Origin of the sequence: Wolbachia endosymbiont (group B) of Ischnura elegans (assembly GCF_947251585.1) — a bacterium.
In the GTDB taxonomy this organism is placed as follows: Bacteria; Pseudomonadota; Alphaproteobacteria; order Rickettsiales; family Anaplasmataceae; genus Wolbachia.
This window is the reverse complement of the sequence record NZ_OX366371.1, coordinates 1,933,931-1,952,658: the sequence shown is the minus strand read 5'-3', so window position 1 is coordinate 1,952,658 and position 18,728 is coordinate 1,933,931. Positions and strand designations below refer to the sequence as shown.

Here is an 18,728-nt window from a genome sequence, read left to right as displayed (position 1 = left end):
TCTACAAAGAAAGAATTTTCTTTGTATCACCTTTGCAGTCCATTTCCATGCAGAGTTGAATGTTCATATTGTGATCATCTATATGGAAATTATAAATGTAAGCATCACCAGTGAAATTTCCTATAACATCATGGCTTTCATTTAGCATTTCACCTGCCATGTGGAAAAGACCAGTGTCTGAGTTAGAAGAATAATCTGTAAACTTGATGTACCCGTTACCACATTCCTGTTCTAAATTTAAAGGTGGATTAGTAAAATCTATTTCGTTCATAATTGCCTCATATTAAAACTAAATTATAGTTAAAATAAGATGTTAAGTCAAGAATTTAGAATAAGATTGGTAGCTGACTATAATTTGCATTTTAATTGTATATTTTGTTAATATGTTAATGCTATAATAATACAGAGCTCCTTATATTAATTCTTGACTTTATTTTATAAAATTTATACTTTATTTACTGCTGCAGTTTAAGTATACAGGGTCAAAATGGCGTTAAATCCGCTAGAACAATTTAAAGTATATACAATAATAGAACTACCAAAATTATTTGGGTATGACATAAACTTTACCAACTCATCTCTTTTTATGATGATCTCGGTGATATTAATGGTACTGTTTTTGCTCCTTGGAATAAGAAAAGGTGCAGTAATACCAGGATATTTGCAAGCTGCAGTTGAATATGTATATGATTTTGTTGTTTCAATAATAGAAAGTAACACTGGAAGCAAAGGTTTGGAGCACATTCCTTTGATATTTACAGTATTTATTTTCATTTTATCGTGTAATTTAGTTGGTGTTCTTCCTTATAGTTTCACAGTTACAAGTCATGTGATAGTTACCTTCGCTTTATCAATGGTGGTTTTTACTTATATAACGATTGTTGGGTTTAAAGAAAGAGGAGTAGAATTTTTACGCATATTGCTACCAAAAGGAACTCCTTCGTGGCTTGCACCTATAATCATCATTATTAAATTATTTGCTTATTTAGTAAGACCGATTAGTTTATCAATAAGGCTTGCAGCAAATATGATTGCGGGTCATACAATCATCAAAGTGATAGCAGGATTCGTCATAAATATGAACATATTTTTTACACCTGCACCTTTTTTGTTTATAATTGCACTAATAGGATTTGAAGTATTTGTTGCAGTTTTGCAAGCTTATATATTTACTATATTAACATGTGTATATTTGTCAGATGCAGTAAAGTAATTGACTTCCTTGCAGGATATTTTACAATTATATTATAAAGAAATAGTTAAAGGTAATATATGGATTTAGTGGCTTTAAAATTTATAGCAATTGGTTTGGCTGTATTTGGAATGCTCGGTGCTGGTTTAGGTATAGCTAATATCTTCTCTGCTATGTTAAATGGGATTGCGAGAAATCCTGAGTCAGAAGGTAAAATGAAAAGTTACGTTTATATTGGTGCTGCCATGGTTGAAATCATGGGGTTGCTTGCGTTTGTACTTGCAATGTTATTAATATTTGCTGCTTAACAGATGCCACAGCTTGATGTTTCAACTTTCTCTTCTCAAATTTTTTGGTTTTTAATTTTTTTCTCTTCACTTTTTTTTGTAGTCAGTTGTTTGTTTTTACCGAAGTTAGATGAAATAATAAGCACTAGAAGTAAAGAAGTGTTAGATTCATTTAATAGTTCTATTCACCTTTTAAGACTTACAGAAGAGCAAATTGCCAAGTATAATGCAGCTTTAAATCAAGCTAGAGTACGGGCAAAAAAAATCATAGATGATGCATTTGCTCAAGTAGAAGAAATGAGAGCGAATGTTAAGGATATATTGGAAGAGGAAGACAAGAAGATGATTAAACTTGTTGAAGAAAAGGTAGTACAATTTAAATCTAAGTATATTAGTGAATTAAAACAAATGGCTACTAGTATTGCTTTGATTTACTATACTAAGTTAACTAATTCTGAGATTGAAGAGGAATTTGTTGCTGATTTGGTATCCAAAGAATTTTAGGGTTTTTATGTCTACATTACTAGTTATAAGCCTTGCTTTTTTAGTAGGTTTTATCCTCTCATATAAATTGCTAAGGAAGGTAATAAAAAACGCGCTTAACAATAAACGTAACAAAAGCAAGTTTTCAAGTGAAGAAACTGAAAAATTCAGAAAAGATATGTTGGAGTATTACAAAAAATCTTCTGAAAAATACAAAAAATTAGATGCAGAAGTTAACAAAATGATGAATGAAGCACTTGATAAGGCTAATAGTATTATTAAGCATAATAGACAGCAACTCGATCAAACGTTAGATGAAAATTCCCATTCTAATTTGAAGAAAGTTACTGACCAAGTTGAAAAAGCTCTTGGGGATTTACAAGCTAACACAGCGAGTATAGCTGCTGATGCTGTAAAAAAAATAATGCATGAACGTAAAGATGATAAGCGTAGTAGTGAGGTTATATCTTCGTTTTCACGTGACTTGAGCAAAAAGTTGCATTAAGTTTAATGCCTGTACTTCAAACTGATAATGTAGAAAAAATTAAATTTGATTCTAGTTTATGCAAAGAACAAGAGAAACTTTTCTACTATAGGTTTAATATAATTCCTTGGCAAAAATTAAATGATACTACTTTTTTTATGGTTGAAGATATAAGCCAAGATATCAACCTTTGGGTCGAATCTCATTACGGTATTGAATATGTATTGATAAAAGTAGATAGCAAACAGATTTTAAATCTTCTTAACTCACACTTTGGTATTTCAGAATTCGCAAGTAACTACTTATATTATAAGAATCCTAATTTTTCAGCTAAAAGCATTAGGCTCAGTTCAATCTTTTTTTCCTCTTTCTTTGTTATGATTTCGACTTTAACACTGACAAAAAAATATGCATATTTTGCTTTGGTGTTGATATTTATAATCGGATGTTCTAGTTCTTTATTCAAATTTGTAACTAAAATTTTTGGCTTGCGTAAAATTTCTAACCAAAAAGCAGATTATGATAAGATGAATGAACCTATATATACTATTTTATTGCCTGCTTTTAAAGAGAATGCGGTTATAAAGCAATTGATTAAGAGCATTGAAAGTTTGGATTATCCAAAATCAAAATTAGATGTGAAGCTTGTGATAGAGAGCGATGATCAAGAAATGTTGGCAGCTATAGAAAAATGCACTTTACCACAGTATTTTGAAGTAATAAAAGTGCCTCATTCTCTGCCTAGAACAAAAGCTAAGTCATGCAATTATGCTATGAGCTTTGCTAGAGGAAAGTATGTGGTAATATATGATGCAGATGACAAGCCAGATCCGTTGCAGTTAAAAAAAGCACTAATTGAATTTAATAAGGGCGACGAAAAGTTGGCTTGTGTACAGGCGAAATTAAATTACTATAACTTTGGTTGCAATTTTCTTACAAAATTCTTTTCTCTCGAGTATATGAACTGGTTTCAATATTTTTTGCCTGGATTTCAAAAAATGAACATGCCAATACCTTTGGGCGGTAGCAGTAACCATTTTTCAGTGGAAATTTTAAAGAAAGTGCTTTTTTGGGATGCTTACAATGTCACTGAAGACGCTGACCTTGGTTGAGACTTGCGCAAATGGGATATAAAACCAGGATTATTGATTCAGAAACATTGGAAGAATCACCAACTACTGTGTTTGCTTCGATCAAACAAAGAGCACGCTGGATTAAAGGTTATATGCAAACTTATATCGTTCATTTAAAAAATATAAAATTACTTTTTAAGCACACTGGGCTTAAGGGAGTTTTGCTATTAAACCTTTTTGTTGGTTCCTCAGCTTTTATATTTTTCACGACTCCTTTTTTGTTACTTTCATTGGTGCTGACTCAAATTTTGAATGAATTATTCTTATATTATTTTATAATAGTATACGGTATTAACTTGATTTTTTTGATAATAGCTATCAGACAACAAAAAATGCCTTTTTATTTTTATATAGTATCAATATTTTTTCCCGTCTATAGTCTACTACATAGCGTTGCAGCTTTTCTCGCTTTGTGGGAATTTGTTATTCACCCTCAGCAATGGAATAAAACTCAGCATGGATTATGGAAGCAAAACCTGTAGCTATTTGGCTTTTTCTCTGCTCTCTCATGGTGATTTGCATGGTGGGAATTGGTGGATTTACCAGACTTTCAAAAGCAGGATTGTCAATCACGGAATGGAAACCAATTACCGGAACATTGCCACCGCTGAGTGAACAAGACTGGCTAAAAGAAAAATCAAAATATGAAGCTACACCTGAATATAAAGCATTTAATTATGGTATGAGTATGGAAGAGTTTCGCACCATATACTTAATAGAATATGTGCACAGGTTAATTGCAAGGCTGACAGGTTTAGTTTTTATCTTACCATTTATATACTTTACACTAAAAAAAAGAATACCTAAAAATGCAGTAATAAGGTTATCCACAGCACTATTATTTGGAATTTTACAAGCTTTTGCTGGTTGGTATATGGTTAAAAGCGGTTTGGTAGTCAATCCTCATGTTAGTCACTATAAGCTCGCACTTCACTTACTGCTTGCATTGGTTATTTTTGCATTATTGTCATATCAATTTTTTGATTACCAAATCAAACCAAAACAGATAATTAAAATTAATAGCAACATTACATGTTACATATGGATAATTTTAATCCTAGTGACAGTACAAATAATCTTCGGTGCATTTGTTGCAGGGCTAAATGCTGGTTTAATTTACAATACCTTTCCACTAATGGATGGACAAATTGTTCCGGAAGATTTATTTTACTTACAGCCTGCTTGGCTAAATATCTTTGAAAATAGAGTAACAGTGCAATTCATACACCGGGCATTGGCATTGCTGATATTAGTTCTGACAGCAATACTCACAATAAAAAATGCTAGTGTAAAACCAGCATATATTATGCTACTTTCCGTCATCATTCAGATAGTTTTAGGAGTAGTAACTTTGTTGCTGCATATACCAATGGCCATTGCTATAGCTCATCAAATGTTTTCATTTATCTTATTTGGGTCAGGTTTATATTTCTTGTGTTATTTAAGAAAGCAGATCTAATACCAAATCACCAGCCTGTACATTTTTCCCCTCTGTAACAGGGATATTTTTTATCACCATTTCTGATTCAGCACATATGATATTTTCCATTTTCATTGCCTCCACAACAAAGAGAGGTTGTCCTATTTCTACCTGATCTCCAGCATTTACGTGTAATTTAACTAATAAACCAGATATTGGAGATTTCACAGTGTCTACTGAAATCCCTTCTGTTTTGTTGTTTAGCATTAATTTGCTTAGTTTAGCTACATGAGGTTTCAATACACAACATTTAGCTTTCATACCTGCGTGTCTTATAAAGTATTTGCTGCCTTGCCTTTCTATTTTAAGTGCTATGTTGGTATCGCCATTAATTATGATATGTAGCAATCTATAACTTGATTTCCACCTACCTACCACGGAGTATTTATTGTGGTTATATACTGTTGTTAATATATTATCTTGGTATTTTGCATTTATGGAGTACTCATTGTCATTTATTTTCACTATGAATAAATCTCTTGCATGGTCATCTGTTGTTTCAATGCCATAAGGTATCATCCGAGTAGCTGACACTGGTGCCCCTTCTTTTTTACTAGATTCCAGTGTCACGCACTGAAATGACACCTGAGTTGTTTCATTTACTGCTTCGTGATAGTACCTTTCTTCATTTTCTAAATGAACATACAGTGCAGCAAAAATAAATATTTTAATATATTCCTCTGTGATAAAATCGCCTTGAAACCCACTGGGATAATGGTCTGGAATGAATCTTGTGTGGAGTTTTGCTGCAATAAAATTTGGATTATGGAAGATGGATTCTAGAAATTCTATGTTGTTTATTACTTCCCCTATATAGCACTCAGACAAAGCTTTTTGCATTCTGCTGATTGCTTCTATTCTATCTTTTCCATATGTTATAACTTTTGCAATCATCGAATCGTAGAACATGCTGATTTCTGAACCGCTAGCTACTCCATCATCTATTCTTACATAATTATTTTCATCCGGTTTATCGTAATATTTTATTCTTCCGCTGGAAGGGAAAAATTTCTTTGATGGATCTTCAGCGCAAATTCTGCTCTCTATTGCAGAACCAGTAAGTTTAATATCATCCTGATTGAATCTCAATTTTTCTCCACAGGAAGTTCTAATCATTTCTTCTACTATGTCTATTCCAGTTATAAATTCTGTTACTGGATGCTCAACTTGTAATCTCGTATTTACCTCAAGAAAATAGAAGTTTTGGTCTTTATCTACAACAAACTCGACAGTACCTGCTGAAAAATAACCAACTTGCTTTGCCAAAGAAACACATTGGGCATACATTTTTTGTCTTACTTCTTCACTAATAAATGGACTTGGAGTTTCTTCCATTATTTTCTGGTTATTCCTTTGTATCGAGCATTCCCTCTCTCCAAGACACACTATATTGCCATATTTATCTGCTATGATTTGTATTTCAATGTGTCTTGGCAGCTCTATATATTTCTCTATAAAAATACTGCCATCTTTAAAACTTTTCTCTGCTTCATTTGTTGCTGATGTAAATGCTAGTTCAATTTCTTTTTTGGAATATACAATTCGCATTCCTTTGCCACCACCACCTGATGCAGCTTTGAGCATAACGGGAAAACCAATCTCTTCAGCAACGATGGCTGCGTGGGCAGCATCTTCGATCTTACCCATATATCCTGGCACTACATTTACTCCAGCTTTTCTTGCCTCTTCTTTTGCTGTTATTTTATTGGCTGTAACTTCTATTGTTTCTGCACTTGGACCAATGAAATCTATGTTATGTTTTTCCAGAGCACGGGGAAAATCTGGATTTTCTGCTAAAAACCCATAGCCAGGATGAACCGCTTCAGCACCTGTTTCAACTGCCACCTCGCATATTTTTTCAATATTTAAATAACTCAGGCAAGAAGGTGAAGGACCAATGTACTTCGACTCATCTGCTTGCCTTACATGCACAGAATTTACATCTGCATCTGAATATACGCATACACAAGATATACCCATCTTGCGCGCAGTTTTGATTATCCTGCAAGCAATCTCTCCTCTATTTGCTATTAAAATTTTACTATACTTCTTTCTTATCATCTTATCAGTATACTTTCTTAAGTTAAGAAAGTAAATTTCTATATTATTCCTTGCAAGTACTTCATGTTGGGGCTAAACCACCCTCTAAAAGTTGCATAACATTAGGATCTGTCACTATAGTACTTTCGTTATAGAGGCCATATACCTCGTTACATGCCTTAAATAACAGATATGAAGACCCTCCAGAAGCTATTGTCGCTATTGAAGCCAACGCAAGAGACTGAGAAACCGAAAATAGAAGATACAAAGATACACACATAGCGATAGCACACACTATAGCCCCTGCTATATATAAGCATAGATGAAACTTCTTATTACATATAAAGCCACATTTTATATCTGCAATTTGCTTAACTTCTTTCCGCTCTGCAGGGTCCAAGAAATAAAGGGGTGATACTGCCTTCTTCCCGTCATCCTTAATATAGCTTTTATCGAGGAGTGCTTCCTTAATATATTTCTTGTTATTCTTAAATTCCTTTTCTAATCTTTTTACTTTTTCCCAATCTTTAGCTTCTTTTGCTTTCTTGACTTTGCTCTCAGTATCTTTTTCTAAATACTTTATGATCCCCTGTAACGCAGATAATAGAAACCCTTTACTTGCTGCTATATGAAATGGGTTTCCATTTTCATCAATTCTATGCTTAGCTACACAAGCAACTCTTTTCTTGCAAGCTTCAATAAATTTATTTTCATCCTCTTCTGTTACAACTCCTCTTGCAATTTCAAATAAATTATCCATATATACACCTCACTGCATTCACTAATATTAAATTATACAATGCAGTTTGTTAAAAATAAATGTAAATTGATCTTTCAAATTTACTATAGTTCCACGTTGTTGCAAGTGCAAATTTTAGTTATCATCGGTTACGTTATCACAATAGACAAATATGCCAGGTATAGTCACTAGATTCGCTCCATCACCAACAGGATTTTTACATATTGGAGGAGCTCGTACTGCGTTATTTAATTGGCTCTATGCAAAGCGTCATGGTGGGGAGTTTTTGCTAAGGATTGAAGACACTGACAGAAAACGTTCAACACAAGAAGCAATTGATGCAATAATGGATGGGCTAAAATGGCTTGGAATAAACTATGATGGAGAAATAATATACCAATCGAGAAGAATAGCTAGACATATTGAAGTTGCAAATCTTTTAGTTGAAAAGGGTAGGGCGTATCACTGTTACTGCCCTGAAGATGAAGTTGCAGAAAAGAAGGCAAGAGCAAGAGAAGAAGGAAAAATATATAAGCATAAGTGTACTCATTCGACATCAAGCGCAAACCCTGTTGTCCGTTTCAAAGTTCCAGACTCAGAAGATATTGTTGTTGACGATAAAATATACGGCCAAGTTACAATAAGTAGCGATCAGCTTGATGACATAGTAATCTTGCGCTCTGACAATACTCCAACATATATTTTTGCTGTAGTGGTTGATGACCATGATGCCGGAATAACCGATATTATACGTGGCTCTGATCATCTCACTAATACCTTCAAACAATTACTAATATATCAGGCTCTTGATTTTGATGTCCCACGCTTTGCACATGTACCGCTTATTCATGGAGAAGATGGGAATAAGCTATCTAAAAGACATGGTGCAACAAGTGTTTGCGATTATGAAAAGATGGGAATATTGCCACAGGCAATGCGTAATTACTTGCTAAGACTTGGCTGGAGTCATGGCAACGATGAGATTATTAGCGATGAGCAAGCAATAGAGTGGTTTAATTTAGAAAGCATCGGTCGCTCACCTGCACGGCTCGATTTCAAAAAACTGGAGCATTTGAATAACCACTATATTAGTAATATGAGCAATGAAGATATTCTGACTCTAATGCTTAGAGAAAATACTCTAACTGACAAAAAAAAGGGCTATTTACTGCAGGGACTGACAGAGCTGAAAAAAAGAGCAAACTATCTGACCGAATTATTGGACTTAGCAAAATTTTATATTCAAGTTGATTTTAGTGAAGAAGCTCAGCAAATTGTCAAATCTAACCTCAATGTAATTAAGTTACTTGCATCATTTCTTTCGAGTGTAGGTAGTGAAGATTGGAATAAGAATTTTTTATCTTCTCAGATTAAGGAATTTTCAAAATTACATAATATAAAAATGAGCGATATATACCACTCATTACGCGCTCCAATAACTGGAATAATGGATGCGCCTGGAATCATCGATATCATGGTAATTCTTGGTAAAGATGAGTGTATAAAAAGATTGCAAGCAATTTAATAAAAAATTGCTTGACAGACTCTAGTAGCTTCATTATAGTGGAGAATGAAGATTTTTTAGGATCCAGAATCTATCTTCACCTGCAGGTTTTTTCACCAAATAATCAAATTTCAGCAAAAAATATATAAGTTTATTTTTGCTAGCTCTTTATTCATATAGGAGGGTTTATGTCTAGAATTCCTGATACTTGACTTTTATTTTTAAGTTAAAAAAACAATTGGCGCCTATGGTTTTCACATTAAATCATTTTAAATTGTTAAAGTTAATACGGGCTTTTTTTGCCTTTTTTTATTGGTATTTTTTTCATATTTTATTATATCATTATACTGTGGTACCATATAGACTTCAGTTTCATGATAAGGGGAGCAGGCTCCGTCTCAGCTATGGAATTAAAAAATGACTATGCATAAGATCTAATGGTGTGTCTAATCTATAGATAATTTTTTGTATTGCTAAGTTAATATTTTACATATCTGTTCAGTAAAGTGGCAAAAAAGACAACTAAATGAGTGTCATGAAAGTAGCTTACACGTAGCTGTAGGAATATTCATTTTTTAAGGTAAATTACACGTAACCGTTCACGGATTGTGAGAATGAATTAAAGAACTAAGCAGTGACAGCTACTAGATTCTGTAGCTTTTGAAAGGGGTTCTGGCCATTTAGACGTGATGTCAAAAATATCGACAACATTCTTTCCACGAATCTTTCTCCACGTTCTGACCAGGTGAAAAAGCTGTTTTTACGATAAATTACGTACCGTCTAATTTGCCGTTCTGCAAGGTTATTAGTTGTTTCTATCACTTCAGGTTTTCTTAAAAACTTCCACATCATATCCTCAGATCGTAACATCTTAGCGGCCATTCTTGAAGCTTGAGTGCTATTTGCAACCCTCGTCATTTTACGTAAAAAATGTTTTACCCTTTTCCGAATTTTTCGCACCAGTCGATAAAATCTCAAATTATCTATCAAATTTTGTTTTTTTGCCTTATCTACTACAAACACCTTATTGCTGAGCGATTTTAGTGCTTGGCCAATTTTGCTCACTTCAACATTTTTACTATGGGCAAATCTCTCAAAATCTCTTGCCAGATGTGCCCAACATATCTGTCTATTTTCACGATTGAAGTAATTGTATACAGCGTATCTATCGCTCACAACTATACCATCATATTCTGGCAGTAAACTCTTCAACACCTTCTTACCACGAGACTCGCTTACCTTCAGAAGTGTCAACGCTTTGTTTGTTATTACCCAACTCCAGCCTCTCTTTCCTTGATTTCTGTGCCCTGTTTCGTCTATATGCAAATACTCGCTTCCTTGCAACTCTTCCTTCATTTTCTCATATTCAGATGCACACTTCTTCGATACCCTGCGTTCAGTATTTGAGACTAAACCAAGGCTTATATTTAGATTAAAAATACTGCCCAAAATTTGCTGTACCTCTCTTTTTGAGTTAATAAAAAAGCCGCTAAGGCTGCTTATAACTGTTTTAGCATTGGGTCCTAGAAAATCTCTTGCAACACCTTCGGGTAAATTTGCTGTAATTCTTTTATTACATACTCTTATATGTTAAAAACAAGTCTTTATAAATGTCACGAAATGGCGGTATAAAGACACGCAGAGAGGAGGAACCGTACATACTCTTGGTCATAAGGACCGTTTTGCAGCAAGGTTCTCCTCTCTGGTTTATTATACTGAAAGGTAACCGTTCACGCAATGGCGTCAACTTAAGAGCCTTCATTAGCAGACTCTCCTAAAGACATGATGGCGTTTAGGCTTATCAACTTTGTCCATTCACGGTATAAGAAAGTAGTTTACAAAAATTGCATAATTAGTATAAAAAACAATAAACTAGATAGATGAGGGGTTGATGATAGAGGTGCTACAAGAAAAGATTGTGGTATTGGAGTCAGAAGTTGGTACTCTGAAAGCAGAGAATGATAAGTTAAGGACAAAAATAATTGAGCTAGAGGATAAGCTGGGTTTAAATTCAAAAAATTCATCGCTGCCACCATCGCAAGATGTATATCGCAAAAAGACAAAAAAGAAGAGCGATAAAAAACCAGGCGGGCAGCCAGGACATGAAGCGCACAAGCGGGAATTGATGGTAGCAGATGAGGTGGTAAAATGTTCAATTGATACAATTTGCATGTGTGGAAGCCAAGTTATTTTAGAAGAAGAAACTGTGCATCAAAAGGTTGAATTGCCAAAAATTAAACCGATAGTGACTGAATATAGGCTACAAAAAGGCTACTGTAAGGCGTGTAAGAAAAGGATCTCAGCTAGTCTGCCTGAAGGTGTGACAAGGGATCTTTTAGGAGCTAATGCAAAAGCAGTAATTAGCAGTTTTAGTGGATTTTTTATCAATTCAAAAAGGGAAGTACAGCAAATTTTGAGCAGCATATTTAATCTGAATATAAGCCTAGGTTTGGTATCAAAGACCGAGGGTAGAGTATCAGAAAAATGTATATCTGAATACGAAAAAATAAGAGAAGAGCTACGGAAAAGCAAGTATTTACATATAGATGAAACAAGCCATAGGAACCAGGGAAAGAAAGGTTGGAGTTGGGTAGTAACGAATAAAACAGCAACACTTATGAAGTTAGTTGGATCTCGCGGAAAGAAGATATTAAAAGGGCTATTGCCAGAGTATGATGGAATAGTTATAAGCGATAGGTATGCTGCGTATAATTACTTTAATCGTGAAAACAGACAGATATGCTGGGCCCATTTAGCAAGGGACTTTGAAAGGTTTTTTTACAGTAAAAATGTTGAAGTGAGCAGAATTGGCGCAGCATTAAAATCGCTGAGCAACAGGGTATTTGTGGTAGATAGAGCACGTAAACAAAACCTGATAGACAATTTAAGATTTTTCCGGTTAATGAGGAAGATTCGAAAAAGGGTGAAACATTTTTTGCGAGAGATAACAAGGGTTGCAAAAGGAACTCAGGCCTCGAGAATGGCTGCCAATATACTACGTTCTGAAGATATGATGTGGAGATTCGTGCGCAATCCTGATCTGATCGAGACAACCAATAACCTTGCAGAACGTCAGGCTAGACGGTACGTCATTTATCGTAAAAATAGTTTTTTCACTTGGTCAGAACGTGGAGAAAAGTTCATTGAAAGAATGCTTTCGATATTTTTGACTGCACGTTTGAATGATCAGAATCCTGTCCAGAAACTACAGAATTTAGTCGCTATTCCTGCCTAATTGGGAATATTCCGTGAACGGTTACCGTATATAAGGGTGGAAAATGCAGTATACACATTATTTATGGAGGGATTATGAATTTATCAAATATTATTACTGGCATTGATATTAGCAAAAATAAACTAGATATCCATATTCATCCACTTGGACATCATAAAGTATTTGAAAATAACGTTCAAGCTATTGATCAAATAATCGACTTTTTGCGTTTACATAACGTAACCAAAGTTGGACTTGAAGCAACTGGTGGGTACGAAAAATTATGTGCTTATACTTTATTAAGCCATGGTTTTGAAGTATATGTCATTCAACCAAGATGGGTGAGAGATTATGCAAAAAGCCTTGGTATTGCTACTAAAACTGATAAAATAGACTGTAGCATCATCTCACGTTATGTTAGTAATACAGACATGCGTGTCACTCCTTTAAAAGTTAGTAGTATTGACTGTTTGAAGCAAAAATTATCTCGCAGGAATCAACTAGTAGAAATAGCAAAAAATACAAAAAACCCAAGCTCATCAAGTAACCGATTTATCTATAATCAAACAAATGGAAGAGCTACTTGCAGTTTTACAAAATCAAATTCAAGTCTTAGAAGATGAGGTAATGGAATTAGTCGATAAAAATCAAGAGCTTAAAAAAAAGTACATGTCAATAACTAGTATACCTGGTGTAGGTGCAATAACAGCTATTACTTTTATTTGTTATCTACCCGAGCTTGGAACTCTCCAACATAAAGAAATATCCAGCCTTTCCGGAGTTGCACCTTTTAATCGAGATAGTGGTTTTAGTAAGGGAAAAAGGTGTATTCAGGGTGGTAGATCACAAATTAGAAAGGTTTTACATATGTGCATTCTTAGTGCGCAAAGGTACAATTCTTATATAAAAATCTTCTTTGATAGGCTATACAATCAATATAAAAAACCATATAAAGTTACCTCTACTGCTGCAATGAGAAAATTACTTATCCTTGCTAACTCTTTAGTAAGAGACGGTAGACTGTTTACTGAGGAGTATAGCCCTAAAACTGCTTCTATATAGCAATAGCATAGCTGTGAATAAGTACGCCCACACAAATTTTAAGTACTTATTCACAGCTACATCAATTTTTCTATTGACTTTTAACACAACTGCTACAATGTCCTCTTTGCAACCTGTACTCAGTTACAATTGGCTTAATTTCTGGCAACTCTGCCTTCTGATGAATAATTTCATCTTCTAAAGTAATCTTACCTCCACACATACAAATTGTATCAATTGTGCATCTCACTACCTCGTCTGCAGCCATTAATTCACGCTTATGCACCTTATGTCCTGGCTGACCTCCTGGTTTTTTATCACTTTTCTTTTTTGCTTTCTTACGATATATATCTCGTGATGGTGGCAGCGATGAATTTTGCGAATTTAAGCCCAATTTGTCTTCTAATTCAACTATTTTTGCTTTCAAGCTATCATTTTCTCTGATCAGTGCTTTTATTTCTTCCTTGAGATTAGCCTTTTCTGCTACAACCTTTTCTTGCAGCACTGTTGTCATTTACCCATTCCATATTTAGCTTCCTATCTCTTTACACTTTTATACTTACTTTGTAAACCACCTTATCTCCGTGAACGGTTACAATTACACAGCAAATATTGTCATTCAAGTAGCTGACACTGTAATTCCAGCTTCTATAATGTCATGCCAGTGCTCGACACTGGCATCGAGCAAAATTTATCACAAACAAGACAACATTTTCAATTAAAAAATCAGTGTCTGGGTGCTAAGATGACACCTTCATAAGGGAGCCAGCATCAGCTACTTTCATGACATTCATTTAGTTGTCTTTTCTCGTTTACCTTATTTTGCCACTCTGCTGAACAGATATTAAAATAGCAAGCCTCAAGGTCAGAAGCCTGCTATTACTTACTGGTTACTTTACATCAATTTTCTTGATGTGTTTCTCTGACTTAGGTATGGTTACATGCAATACCCCATCTAAAAAGTTGGCAGATACCTTATCTTGCTCTACATTTGTTGGAAGTTGAATAGATCTATAGAAAGAACCATAGTACCTTTCTTTATGGTAAAACTGCTTATCTTTTGATTCATTATCACATGTTTTTTCACCCTTCACTATTAAGTTATCGCCAGATATACTAATGTCTATGCTTTCTTTAGGAATACCTGGTAACTCTAATGATAGGCAATAGCTTTCCTTTGTTTCATAAAAATCACAAACTGGTAGTAGACTACTGCCTCTTTTGGAAAGCTCTGGGTTCCATCCTGTAAAAAAGCTATCAAATATGTCATCAACGGCTCTTTGTAACCCTCTTACACTAAAATTATCACGATTATTGTTTTTATTTAAATGAACTATATTACTCATGTTGTACCTCCTTTTACTAATACATGCATTACATAATCACTCCACTTATTAATTTCAATCCTAAATCTAAAATTTTTTAGATGCGAAAAATTTTCCCCGTTTACTATAACTTGATTATGAGAAAAAATCTTGTTTGGATTACCACGAGTAGTTCTATAAACTAGATTAACTGTAAAAAAGGGCAAGTGTATGCAAATTTATTACTTCTCTTTCCACTTCCACAATCAAACAATTTTGAATGTTTCTTATTTGACTTGCCAACAATGAGAATTGGTATAACTGCTAGCTCCGTCTTTCAGCTATGGCATTAAACAATGACATGCATAAGATCTAATAATATGTATAATTTATAAATAATTTTTGAGGTAAATTGTGAAATTGGGCGTTAATATTGATCACGTTGCAACCCTTCGCAACGCACGTGGAGCTTCTTATCCAGATCCATTAAAAGCAGCAAAAATAGCTATTGATGCTGGAGCAGATTTTATCACCGTACACTTACGAGAAGACAGAAGGCATATCAGAGATGAGGATGTATTCAATCTAAAACAAAACATTAGCACTGAGTTAAATCTTGAAATCGCAGCTACGGAAGAAATGCTCAAAATAGCAAAAGAAGTAAAACCCTATTCGATTTGTATAGTACCAGAAAAAAGAGAAGAATTAACAACCGAAGGTGGCCTGAATATCGTGAATATGCACAGTAAACTTTCTGGTATAATAGAGGAAATGCATAGCTTTGACATAAAAGTCTCACTGTTTATCGATCCAAATATTAATCAACTAAAATATCTTGAGAAGCTAGAAAGAAAGCCTGACATAATAGAAATTCACACAGGGGATTACTGTGATAATCCATCAGAAGAAAAATTAAAACTTATTACTAACTCTGCAGAATACATTAATAAGCTAGGAATAGAATGCCACGCAGGGCATGGCATAAATTATAAACATGCTAAAAGAATAAAAGAGATACCTCACATCTCAGCTCTTAATATAGGCCATTCTTTAATCAGCGAGGCTATATTTCATGGCTTACATAGTGTAACTAAAAAGATGAAAATGACAATATCTAAGTAGCTTATACTTTCTCTTTGGTATTTAAAGTACTTGAAAGAGCTTGACTTGCTTTAAACCTTACTCTTTTCTTTTCAGGAACGGTCATAATCTCACCATTTTGAGGATTACGGTATTGTCTTTCCTTACTTATAGCAGTAGAGAATGTCCCTATTCCATGCAAACGTATTTCACCTTTACGATTTAGATCGTTCTTGATTGTTTCCATAAAAATATCATGAAGCTTACCCAAACTAGCTTTTGTTATATCTATACCTTGACTAGAGCACTCTTGACTCAGTTGGTTTACTATATCTTCTTTACTCATAAATTACCTTAATATTGAAAAATTACATAAACAGTATATTATGCTAATGCCAATAGTCAACTAAATTCGTCATAAAAAGAGAAAATGCCATAAACCCTTGTAAGAACTTGTATAATATTTACAAAAAAATACCATTATGAAACAATTATCTCTTAGAAAACTGACATTTTTTCCGAGCTTTATGTTGACCATATTTCTTACGCTCAACAACACGTGAATCTCTAGTTAGGAATCCACCCTTACGTAATATAGAGTGTAGATCTTGACTTATACTACTTAAAGCTCTGCTTATTCCATGAGCTAAGGCACCTGCTTGGCCAGATAGTCCTCCACCTTTTACAGTTGCAAACACATCATACCTGTCTAACATAGAAGTTACTATGAATGGCGCTTTAATCATTTGACACACTGATTCTCTTTTAAAATAAGAAATTAAATCATCTTTTTTATTAACACTAAATTTTCCACTTCCTGGCTTTATCCATACTCTTGCTACAGATTCTTTCCTTCGACCTGTGGCATATGAACGACCAAGTGAGTCAATCATTGCCTTTTTTGGCTGATCATTATTATTTATTTTCACTTTTTGCTCCATTATTTCTTATTTTTACGATTTAAAGAGGCAAAATCTATTTTTTCAGGTTGCTGTCCTTGATGCTTATGTTCTGAACCAGAATAAACATACAAATTTTCAAACCGTCTACGTGCCATAGGACCATCATCAAGCATTCTTTTTACTGCCATTTTTATCACACGCTCAGGGAATTTGCCATTTAAAATATTATCTGGAGTAGTTTTCTTTAAACCACCAGAATAACCTGTATGCCTATAGTAGATTTTATCTTTAAGCTTCTTTCCGGTAAAATGTACCTTTTCTGCATTAACAATAATTACATTATCTCCACAATCCATATGAGGTGTGTATTCAGGCTTATGCTTTCCACGCAATAGCGCTGCTACAAACGCTGCAAGCCTTCCTACTACTAATCCTTCTGCATCTATAACAAGCCATTTTTTATCGACTTGTTTCTCTTTTAAGAAAAAAGTTTTCATATATCAATACATAACAGTAGATTATGATATACTAAGTTGCTTGATAGTGTCAACAACATTAGTTATTGATTATTAAAGTAATTTATGCTAATAACTTTAATAATATGCTAGAAAGCAAAATGTTTCGATTGATTATTATATTTGTAATCGCTTTTAGTGCTATAGATTGCTATGCAATCGATTTGGAAGAGGCTATAAGCAAAGCTATCAAAAATAGCTCAAAAATAAAGTCTCAATTTTACCAATATAAAAGCGCAGAAAAATATTATAAATCTTCTGGGTTAGCTGGATTTTTACCTGACATTAATTTACAATATAATTTCGATAGTAGTTTTAGCCTGGAAAACTCTGGAAAGCATCTAATATTAAGTCAAAGAATAATAGATGGTGGTGGCACCTTTGCTACATTCAGCCGATCAAATCATCTTCTTAAAGCAGCAAAAATTAGATTTCAGCAATCTAAGCAAGAAGTTGCACTCAGCGCTGTGAAAGCATATGTTAATGTTTTACAAAAGGTAGAAATATTAAAACTGAGAGAACATAAAGTGCGTGTTTCTTTAGAGCATTTGTCAGCTATGAAAAAACGCTTTTCCCTTGGAGAAGTTACTAATGCTGAAGTTTTGCTAGCAAAAGCAAAATTTTCGTCTTCTATATCCGAAAGAGTTGATGCTGAAGGTAAATTAAAATTGGCAAATATTGCTTATTATCATTTGATTGGCGAAGATGCTGATGAACTTTCTGAAGCTAATGATAAATTACCTTCTGTTCCAGAGCTAAATGAATGTTTACAATTAGCAAAAACCAATAATTTATCTCTAAAAGCAGCAGTTTATCAAAAAAGAGCTGCTGGAATGGAAGTGATCGCTGAAAGCTCCAAGTGGCTTCCTTCTTTAAATCTAAGAGCAAACAAAAATTTTGGGAAAGATGGTGTAAAATTAGACAAGCTATTAGAAAATGTTCATATAGTTTTTACTCTTGATGTTCCAATCTTTAAAAAAGGAGCGAATGCTTTTGGTGTCAGTAAAGCTAAAATGGATGCAAAAAAATCTACCTACGATTATTATGAAACGGTAAAAAATATAGAAGAAGCAGTTGTAAATGCTTGGAATAACGTGCTGACAGCAAAAGCTATTATTAAAGCAAGTCAAGAAGCGGAAAAAGCAGCAGCTTTAGCATTGGAAGGAGTTAAGCAAGAGGTAAACTTAAGTTTAAAGAGTACATCCGACCTTTTGGATACTGAAGATGAATTATTTAAAGCACGTTCCGATCTAATTCAGGCAAAAAGCAATTATGTAATTAGTGTTTACAACTTGCTTTTTATGATAAATAGTATAAACCTTTAAATTTA

At 33.9% G+C, this 18,728-nt stretch carries 18 protein-coding genes and 2 pseudogenes; 11 read left to right on the top strand and 9 right to left on the bottom strand.

From position 1 onward, the window contains the following. Nucleotide 1: 1 nt before the first annotated feature. Nucleotides 2-271, bottom strand: a complete 270-nt coding sequence (locus tag OPR58_RS10080) for a hypothetical protein (protein WP_265022606.1) — start codon at nt 269-271, stop codon at nt 2-4. Nucleotides 272-487: 216 nt separating this feature from the next. Here OPR58_RS10080 and OPR58_RS10075 point away from each other — a divergent pair, with 216 nt between their 5' ends. The 6 genes and pseudogenes from OPR58_RS10075 to OPR58_RS10045 all read left to right on the top strand — a co-directional run bounded on the left by OPR58_RS10075 (nt 488) and on the right by OPR58_RS10045 (nt 5,038). After that, nucleotides 488-1,213, top strand: a complete 726-nt coding sequence (locus tag OPR58_RS10075; protein ID WP_007302047.1) for a F0F1 ATP synthase subunit A — start codon at nt 488-490, stop codon at nt 1,211-1,213. A 59-nt stretch (nt 1,214-1,272) separates the two neighbouring features. After that, nucleotides 1,273-1,500, top strand: a complete 228-nt coding sequence (locus OPR58_RS10070; protein WP_006014985.1) for a F0F1 ATP synthase subunit C — start codon at nt 1,273-1,275, stop codon at nt 1,498-1,500. A gap of 3 nt (nt 1,501-1,503) precedes the next feature. After that, nucleotides 1,504-1,983, top strand: a complete 480-nt coding sequence (locus OPR58_RS10065; RefSeq protein ID WP_007302046.1) for a F0F1 ATP synthase subunit B family protein — start codon at nt 1,504-1,506, stop codon at nt 1,981-1,983. 7 nt (nt 1,984-1,990) lie between these two features. Continuing rightward, nucleotides 1,991-2,467, top strand: coding sequence for a F0F1 ATP synthase subunit B family protein (locus tag OPR58_RS10060; RefSeq protein WP_010402542.1), 477 nt, complete (start codon nt 1,991-1,993; stop codon nt 2,465-2,467). 5 nt (nt 2,468-2,472) lie between these two features. Beyond that, a pseudogene (locus OPR58_RS10055) lies at nt 2,473-4,061 on the top strand (glycosyltransferase family 2 protein). After that, nucleotides 4,043-5,038 (top strand): COX15/CtaA family protein, encoded by a 996-nt coding sequence (locus tag OPR58_RS10045; RefSeq protein ID WP_265022603.1) that lies wholly within the window; start codon nt 4,043-4,045, stop codon nt 5,036-5,038. The pseudogene OPR58_RS10055 and the gene OPR58_RS10045 overlap by 19 nt, the downstream one beginning before the upstream one ends. On the opposite strand, the gene OPR58_RS10040 is transcribed toward OPR58_RS10045, so the two are convergent. Together OPR58_RS10040 and OPR58_RS10035 are read right to left on the bottom strand one after the other, a co-directional pair. Continuing rightward, complete coding sequence (locus OPR58_RS10040; RefSeq protein WP_265022602.1) at nt 5,021-7,120, bottom strand: acetyl-CoA carboxylase biotin carboxylase subunit; 2,100 nt, start codon at nt 7,118-7,120, stop codon at nt 5,021-5,023. The two genes, OPR58_RS10045 and OPR58_RS10040, sit on opposite strands and share 18 nt — an antisense overlap. 61 nt (nt 7,121-7,181) lie before the next feature. Then, nucleotides 7,182-7,859: an ankyrin repeat domain-containing protein gene (locus OPR58_RS10035; RefSeq protein ID WP_265022601.1), complete on the bottom strand. Its 678-nt coding sequence runs from the start codon at nt 7,857-7,859 to the stop codon at nt 7,182-7,184. 151 nt (nt 7,860-8,010) lie between these two features. Here OPR58_RS10035 and gltX point away from each other — a divergent pair, with 151 nt between their 5' ends. After that, nucleotides 8,011-9,363, top strand: a complete 1,353-nt coding sequence (gltX, locus tag OPR58_RS10030) for a glutamate--tRNA ligase (protein ID WP_265022600.1) — start codon at nt 8,011-8,013, stop codon at nt 9,361-9,363. A 606-nt stretch (nt 9,364-9,969) separates the two neighbouring features. On the opposite strand, the gene tnpC (OPR58_RS10025) is transcribed toward gltX, so the two are convergent. Beyond that, the gene (gene tnpC / locus OPR58_RS10025) at nt 9,970-10,908 is read right to left on the bottom strand and encodes an IS66 family transposase (protein WP_265023147.1); all 939 of its coding nucleotides are present in this window, start codon (nt 10,906-10,908) and stop codon (nt 9,970-9,972) included. Nucleotides 10,909-11,233: 325 nt separating this feature from the next. On the opposite strand from tnpC (OPR58_RS10025), the gene tnpC (OPR58_RS10020) reads away from it, so the two are divergent. Next, nucleotides 11,234-12,577, top strand: a complete 1,344-nt coding sequence (gene tnpC / locus OPR58_RS10020; protein WP_265022247.1) for an IS66 family transposase — start codon at nt 11,234-11,236, stop codon at nt 12,575-12,577. Between the two features lie 74 nt (nt 12,578-12,651). Beyond that, nucleotides 12,652-13,618: pseudogene (locus tag OPR58_RS11450) on the top strand (IS110 family RNA-guided transposase). Between the two features lie 70 nt (nt 13,619-13,688). Here the strand turns inward: OPR58_RS11450 and OPR58_RS10005 are convergent. Both OPR58_RS10005 and OPR58_RS10000 read right to left on the bottom strand, forming a co-directional pair. Continuing rightward, complete coding sequence (locus tag OPR58_RS10005) at nt 13,689-14,111, bottom strand: DUF6444 domain-containing protein (RefSeq protein ID WP_265022588.1); 423 nt, start codon at nt 14,109-14,111, stop codon at nt 13,689-13,691. A gap of 376 nt (nt 14,112-14,487) precedes the next feature. Further along, complete coding sequence (locus OPR58_RS10000) at nt 14,488-14,943, bottom strand: Hsp20/alpha crystallin family protein (protein ID WP_226079516.1); 456 nt, start codon at nt 14,941-14,943, stop codon at nt 14,488-14,490. Nucleotides 14,944-15,315: 372 nt separating this feature from the next. Between OPR58_RS10000 and OPR58_RS09995 the strand changes: the two genes are divergently transcribed. Beyond that, nucleotides 15,316-16,023 (top strand): pyridoxine 5'-phosphate synthase, encoded by a 708-nt coding sequence (locus tag OPR58_RS09995; RefSeq protein WP_010402508.1) that lies wholly within the window; start codon nt 15,316-15,318, stop codon nt 16,021-16,023. A 1-nt stretch (nt 16,024) separates the two neighbouring features. Here OPR58_RS09995 and OPR58_RS09990 read toward each other — a convergent pair whose 3' ends face one another. The 3 genes from OPR58_RS09990 to rplM form a co-directional block, all read right to left on the bottom strand. Next, nucleotides 16,025-16,327: an HU family DNA-binding protein gene (locus OPR58_RS09990; RefSeq protein WP_265022597.1), complete on the bottom strand. Its 303-nt coding sequence runs from the start codon at nt 16,325-16,327 to the stop codon at nt 16,025-16,027. Nucleotides 16,328-16,472: 145 nt separating this feature from the next. After that, nucleotides 16,473-16,922 carry a 30S ribosomal protein S9 gene (rpsI, locus tag OPR58_RS09985; protein WP_010402504.1) on the bottom strand — a complete coding sequence of 150 codons (450 nt, stop codon included), beginning with the start codon at nt 16,920-16,922 and terminating at the stop codon, nt 16,473-16,475. Continuing rightward, on the bottom strand, nt 16,922-17,380 hold the full coding sequence (gene rplM / locus OPR58_RS09980; RefSeq protein ID WP_006014941.1) for a 50S ribosomal protein L13: 459 nt from the start codon (nt 17,378-17,380) through the stop codon (nt 16,922-16,924). The genes rpsI and rplM overlap by 1 nt, the downstream gene beginning before the upstream one ends. Nucleotides 17,381-17,484: 104 nt before the next feature. Here rplM and OPR58_RS09975 point away from each other — a divergent pair, with 104 nt between their 5' ends. Further along, nucleotides 17,485-18,723, top strand: a complete 1,239-nt coding sequence (locus OPR58_RS09975; RefSeq protein WP_265022596.1) for a TolC family protein — start codon at nt 17,485-17,487, stop codon at nt 18,721-18,723. Nucleotides 18,724-18,728 lie beyond the last annotated feature (5 nt).

Bases quoted from the DNA above. Each gene is read 5' to 3' on its own strand.
- OPR58_RS10080 (WP_265022606.1), bottom strand. From the start codon at position 271: ATGAACGAAATAGATTTTACTAATCCACCTTTAAATTTAGAACAGGAA.
- OPR58_RS10075 (WP_007302047.1), top strand. From the start codon at position 488: ATGGCGTTAAATCCGCTAGAACAATTTAAAGTATATACAATAATAGAA.
- OPR58_RS10070 (WP_006014985.1), top strand. From the start codon at position 1,273: ATGGATTTAGTGGCTTTAAAATTTATAGCAATTGGTTTGGCTGTATTT.
- OPR58_RS10065 (WP_007302046.1), top strand. From the start codon at position 1,504: ATGCCACAGCTTGATGTTTCAACTTTCTCTTCTCAAATTTTTTGGTTT.
- OPR58_RS10060 (WP_010402542.1), top strand. From the start codon at position 1,991: ATGTCTACATTACTAGTTATAAGCCTTGCTTTTTTAGTAGGTTTTATC.
- OPR58_RS10045 (WP_265022603.1), top strand. From the start codon at position 4,043: ATGGAAGCAAAACCTGTAGCTATTTGGCTTTTTCTCTGCTCTCTCATG.
- OPR58_RS10040 (WP_265022602.1), bottom strand. From the start codon at position 7,120: ATGATAAGAAAGAAGTATAGTAAAATTTTAATAGCAAATAGAGGAGAG.
- OPR58_RS10035 (WP_265022601.1), bottom strand. From the start codon at position 7,859: ATGGATAATTTATTTGAAATTGCAAGAGGAGTTGTAACAGAAGAGGAT.
- gltX (WP_265022600.1), top strand. From the start codon at position 8,011: ATGCCAGGTATAGTCACTAGATTCGCTCCATCACCAACAGGATTTTTA.
- tnpC (WP_265022247.1), top strand. From the start codon at position 11,234: ATGATAGAGGTGCTACAAGAAAAGATTGTGGTATTGGAGTCAGAAGTT.
- OPR58_RS10005 (WP_265022588.1), bottom strand. From the start codon at position 14,111: ATGACAACAGTGCTGCAAGAAAAGGTTGTAGCAGAAAAGGCTAATCTC.
- OPR58_RS10000 (WP_226079516.1), bottom strand. From the start codon at position 14,943: ATGAGTAATATAGTTCATTTAAATAAAAACAATAATCGTGATAATTTT.
- OPR58_RS09990 (WP_265022597.1), bottom strand. From the start codon at position 16,327: ATGAGTAAAGAAGATATAGTAAACCAACTGAGTCAAGAGTGCTCTAGT.
- rpsI (WP_010402504.1), bottom strand. From the start codon at position 16,922: ATGGAGCAAAAAGTGAAAATAAATAATAATGATCAGCCAAAAAAGGCA.
- rplM (WP_006014941.1), bottom strand. From the start codon at position 17,380: ATGAAAACTTTTTTCTTAAAAGAGAAACAAGTCGATAAAAAATGGCTT.
- OPR58_RS09975 (WP_265022596.1), top strand. From the start codon at position 17,485: ATGCTAGAAAGCAAAATGTTTCGATTGATTATTATATTTGTAATCGCT.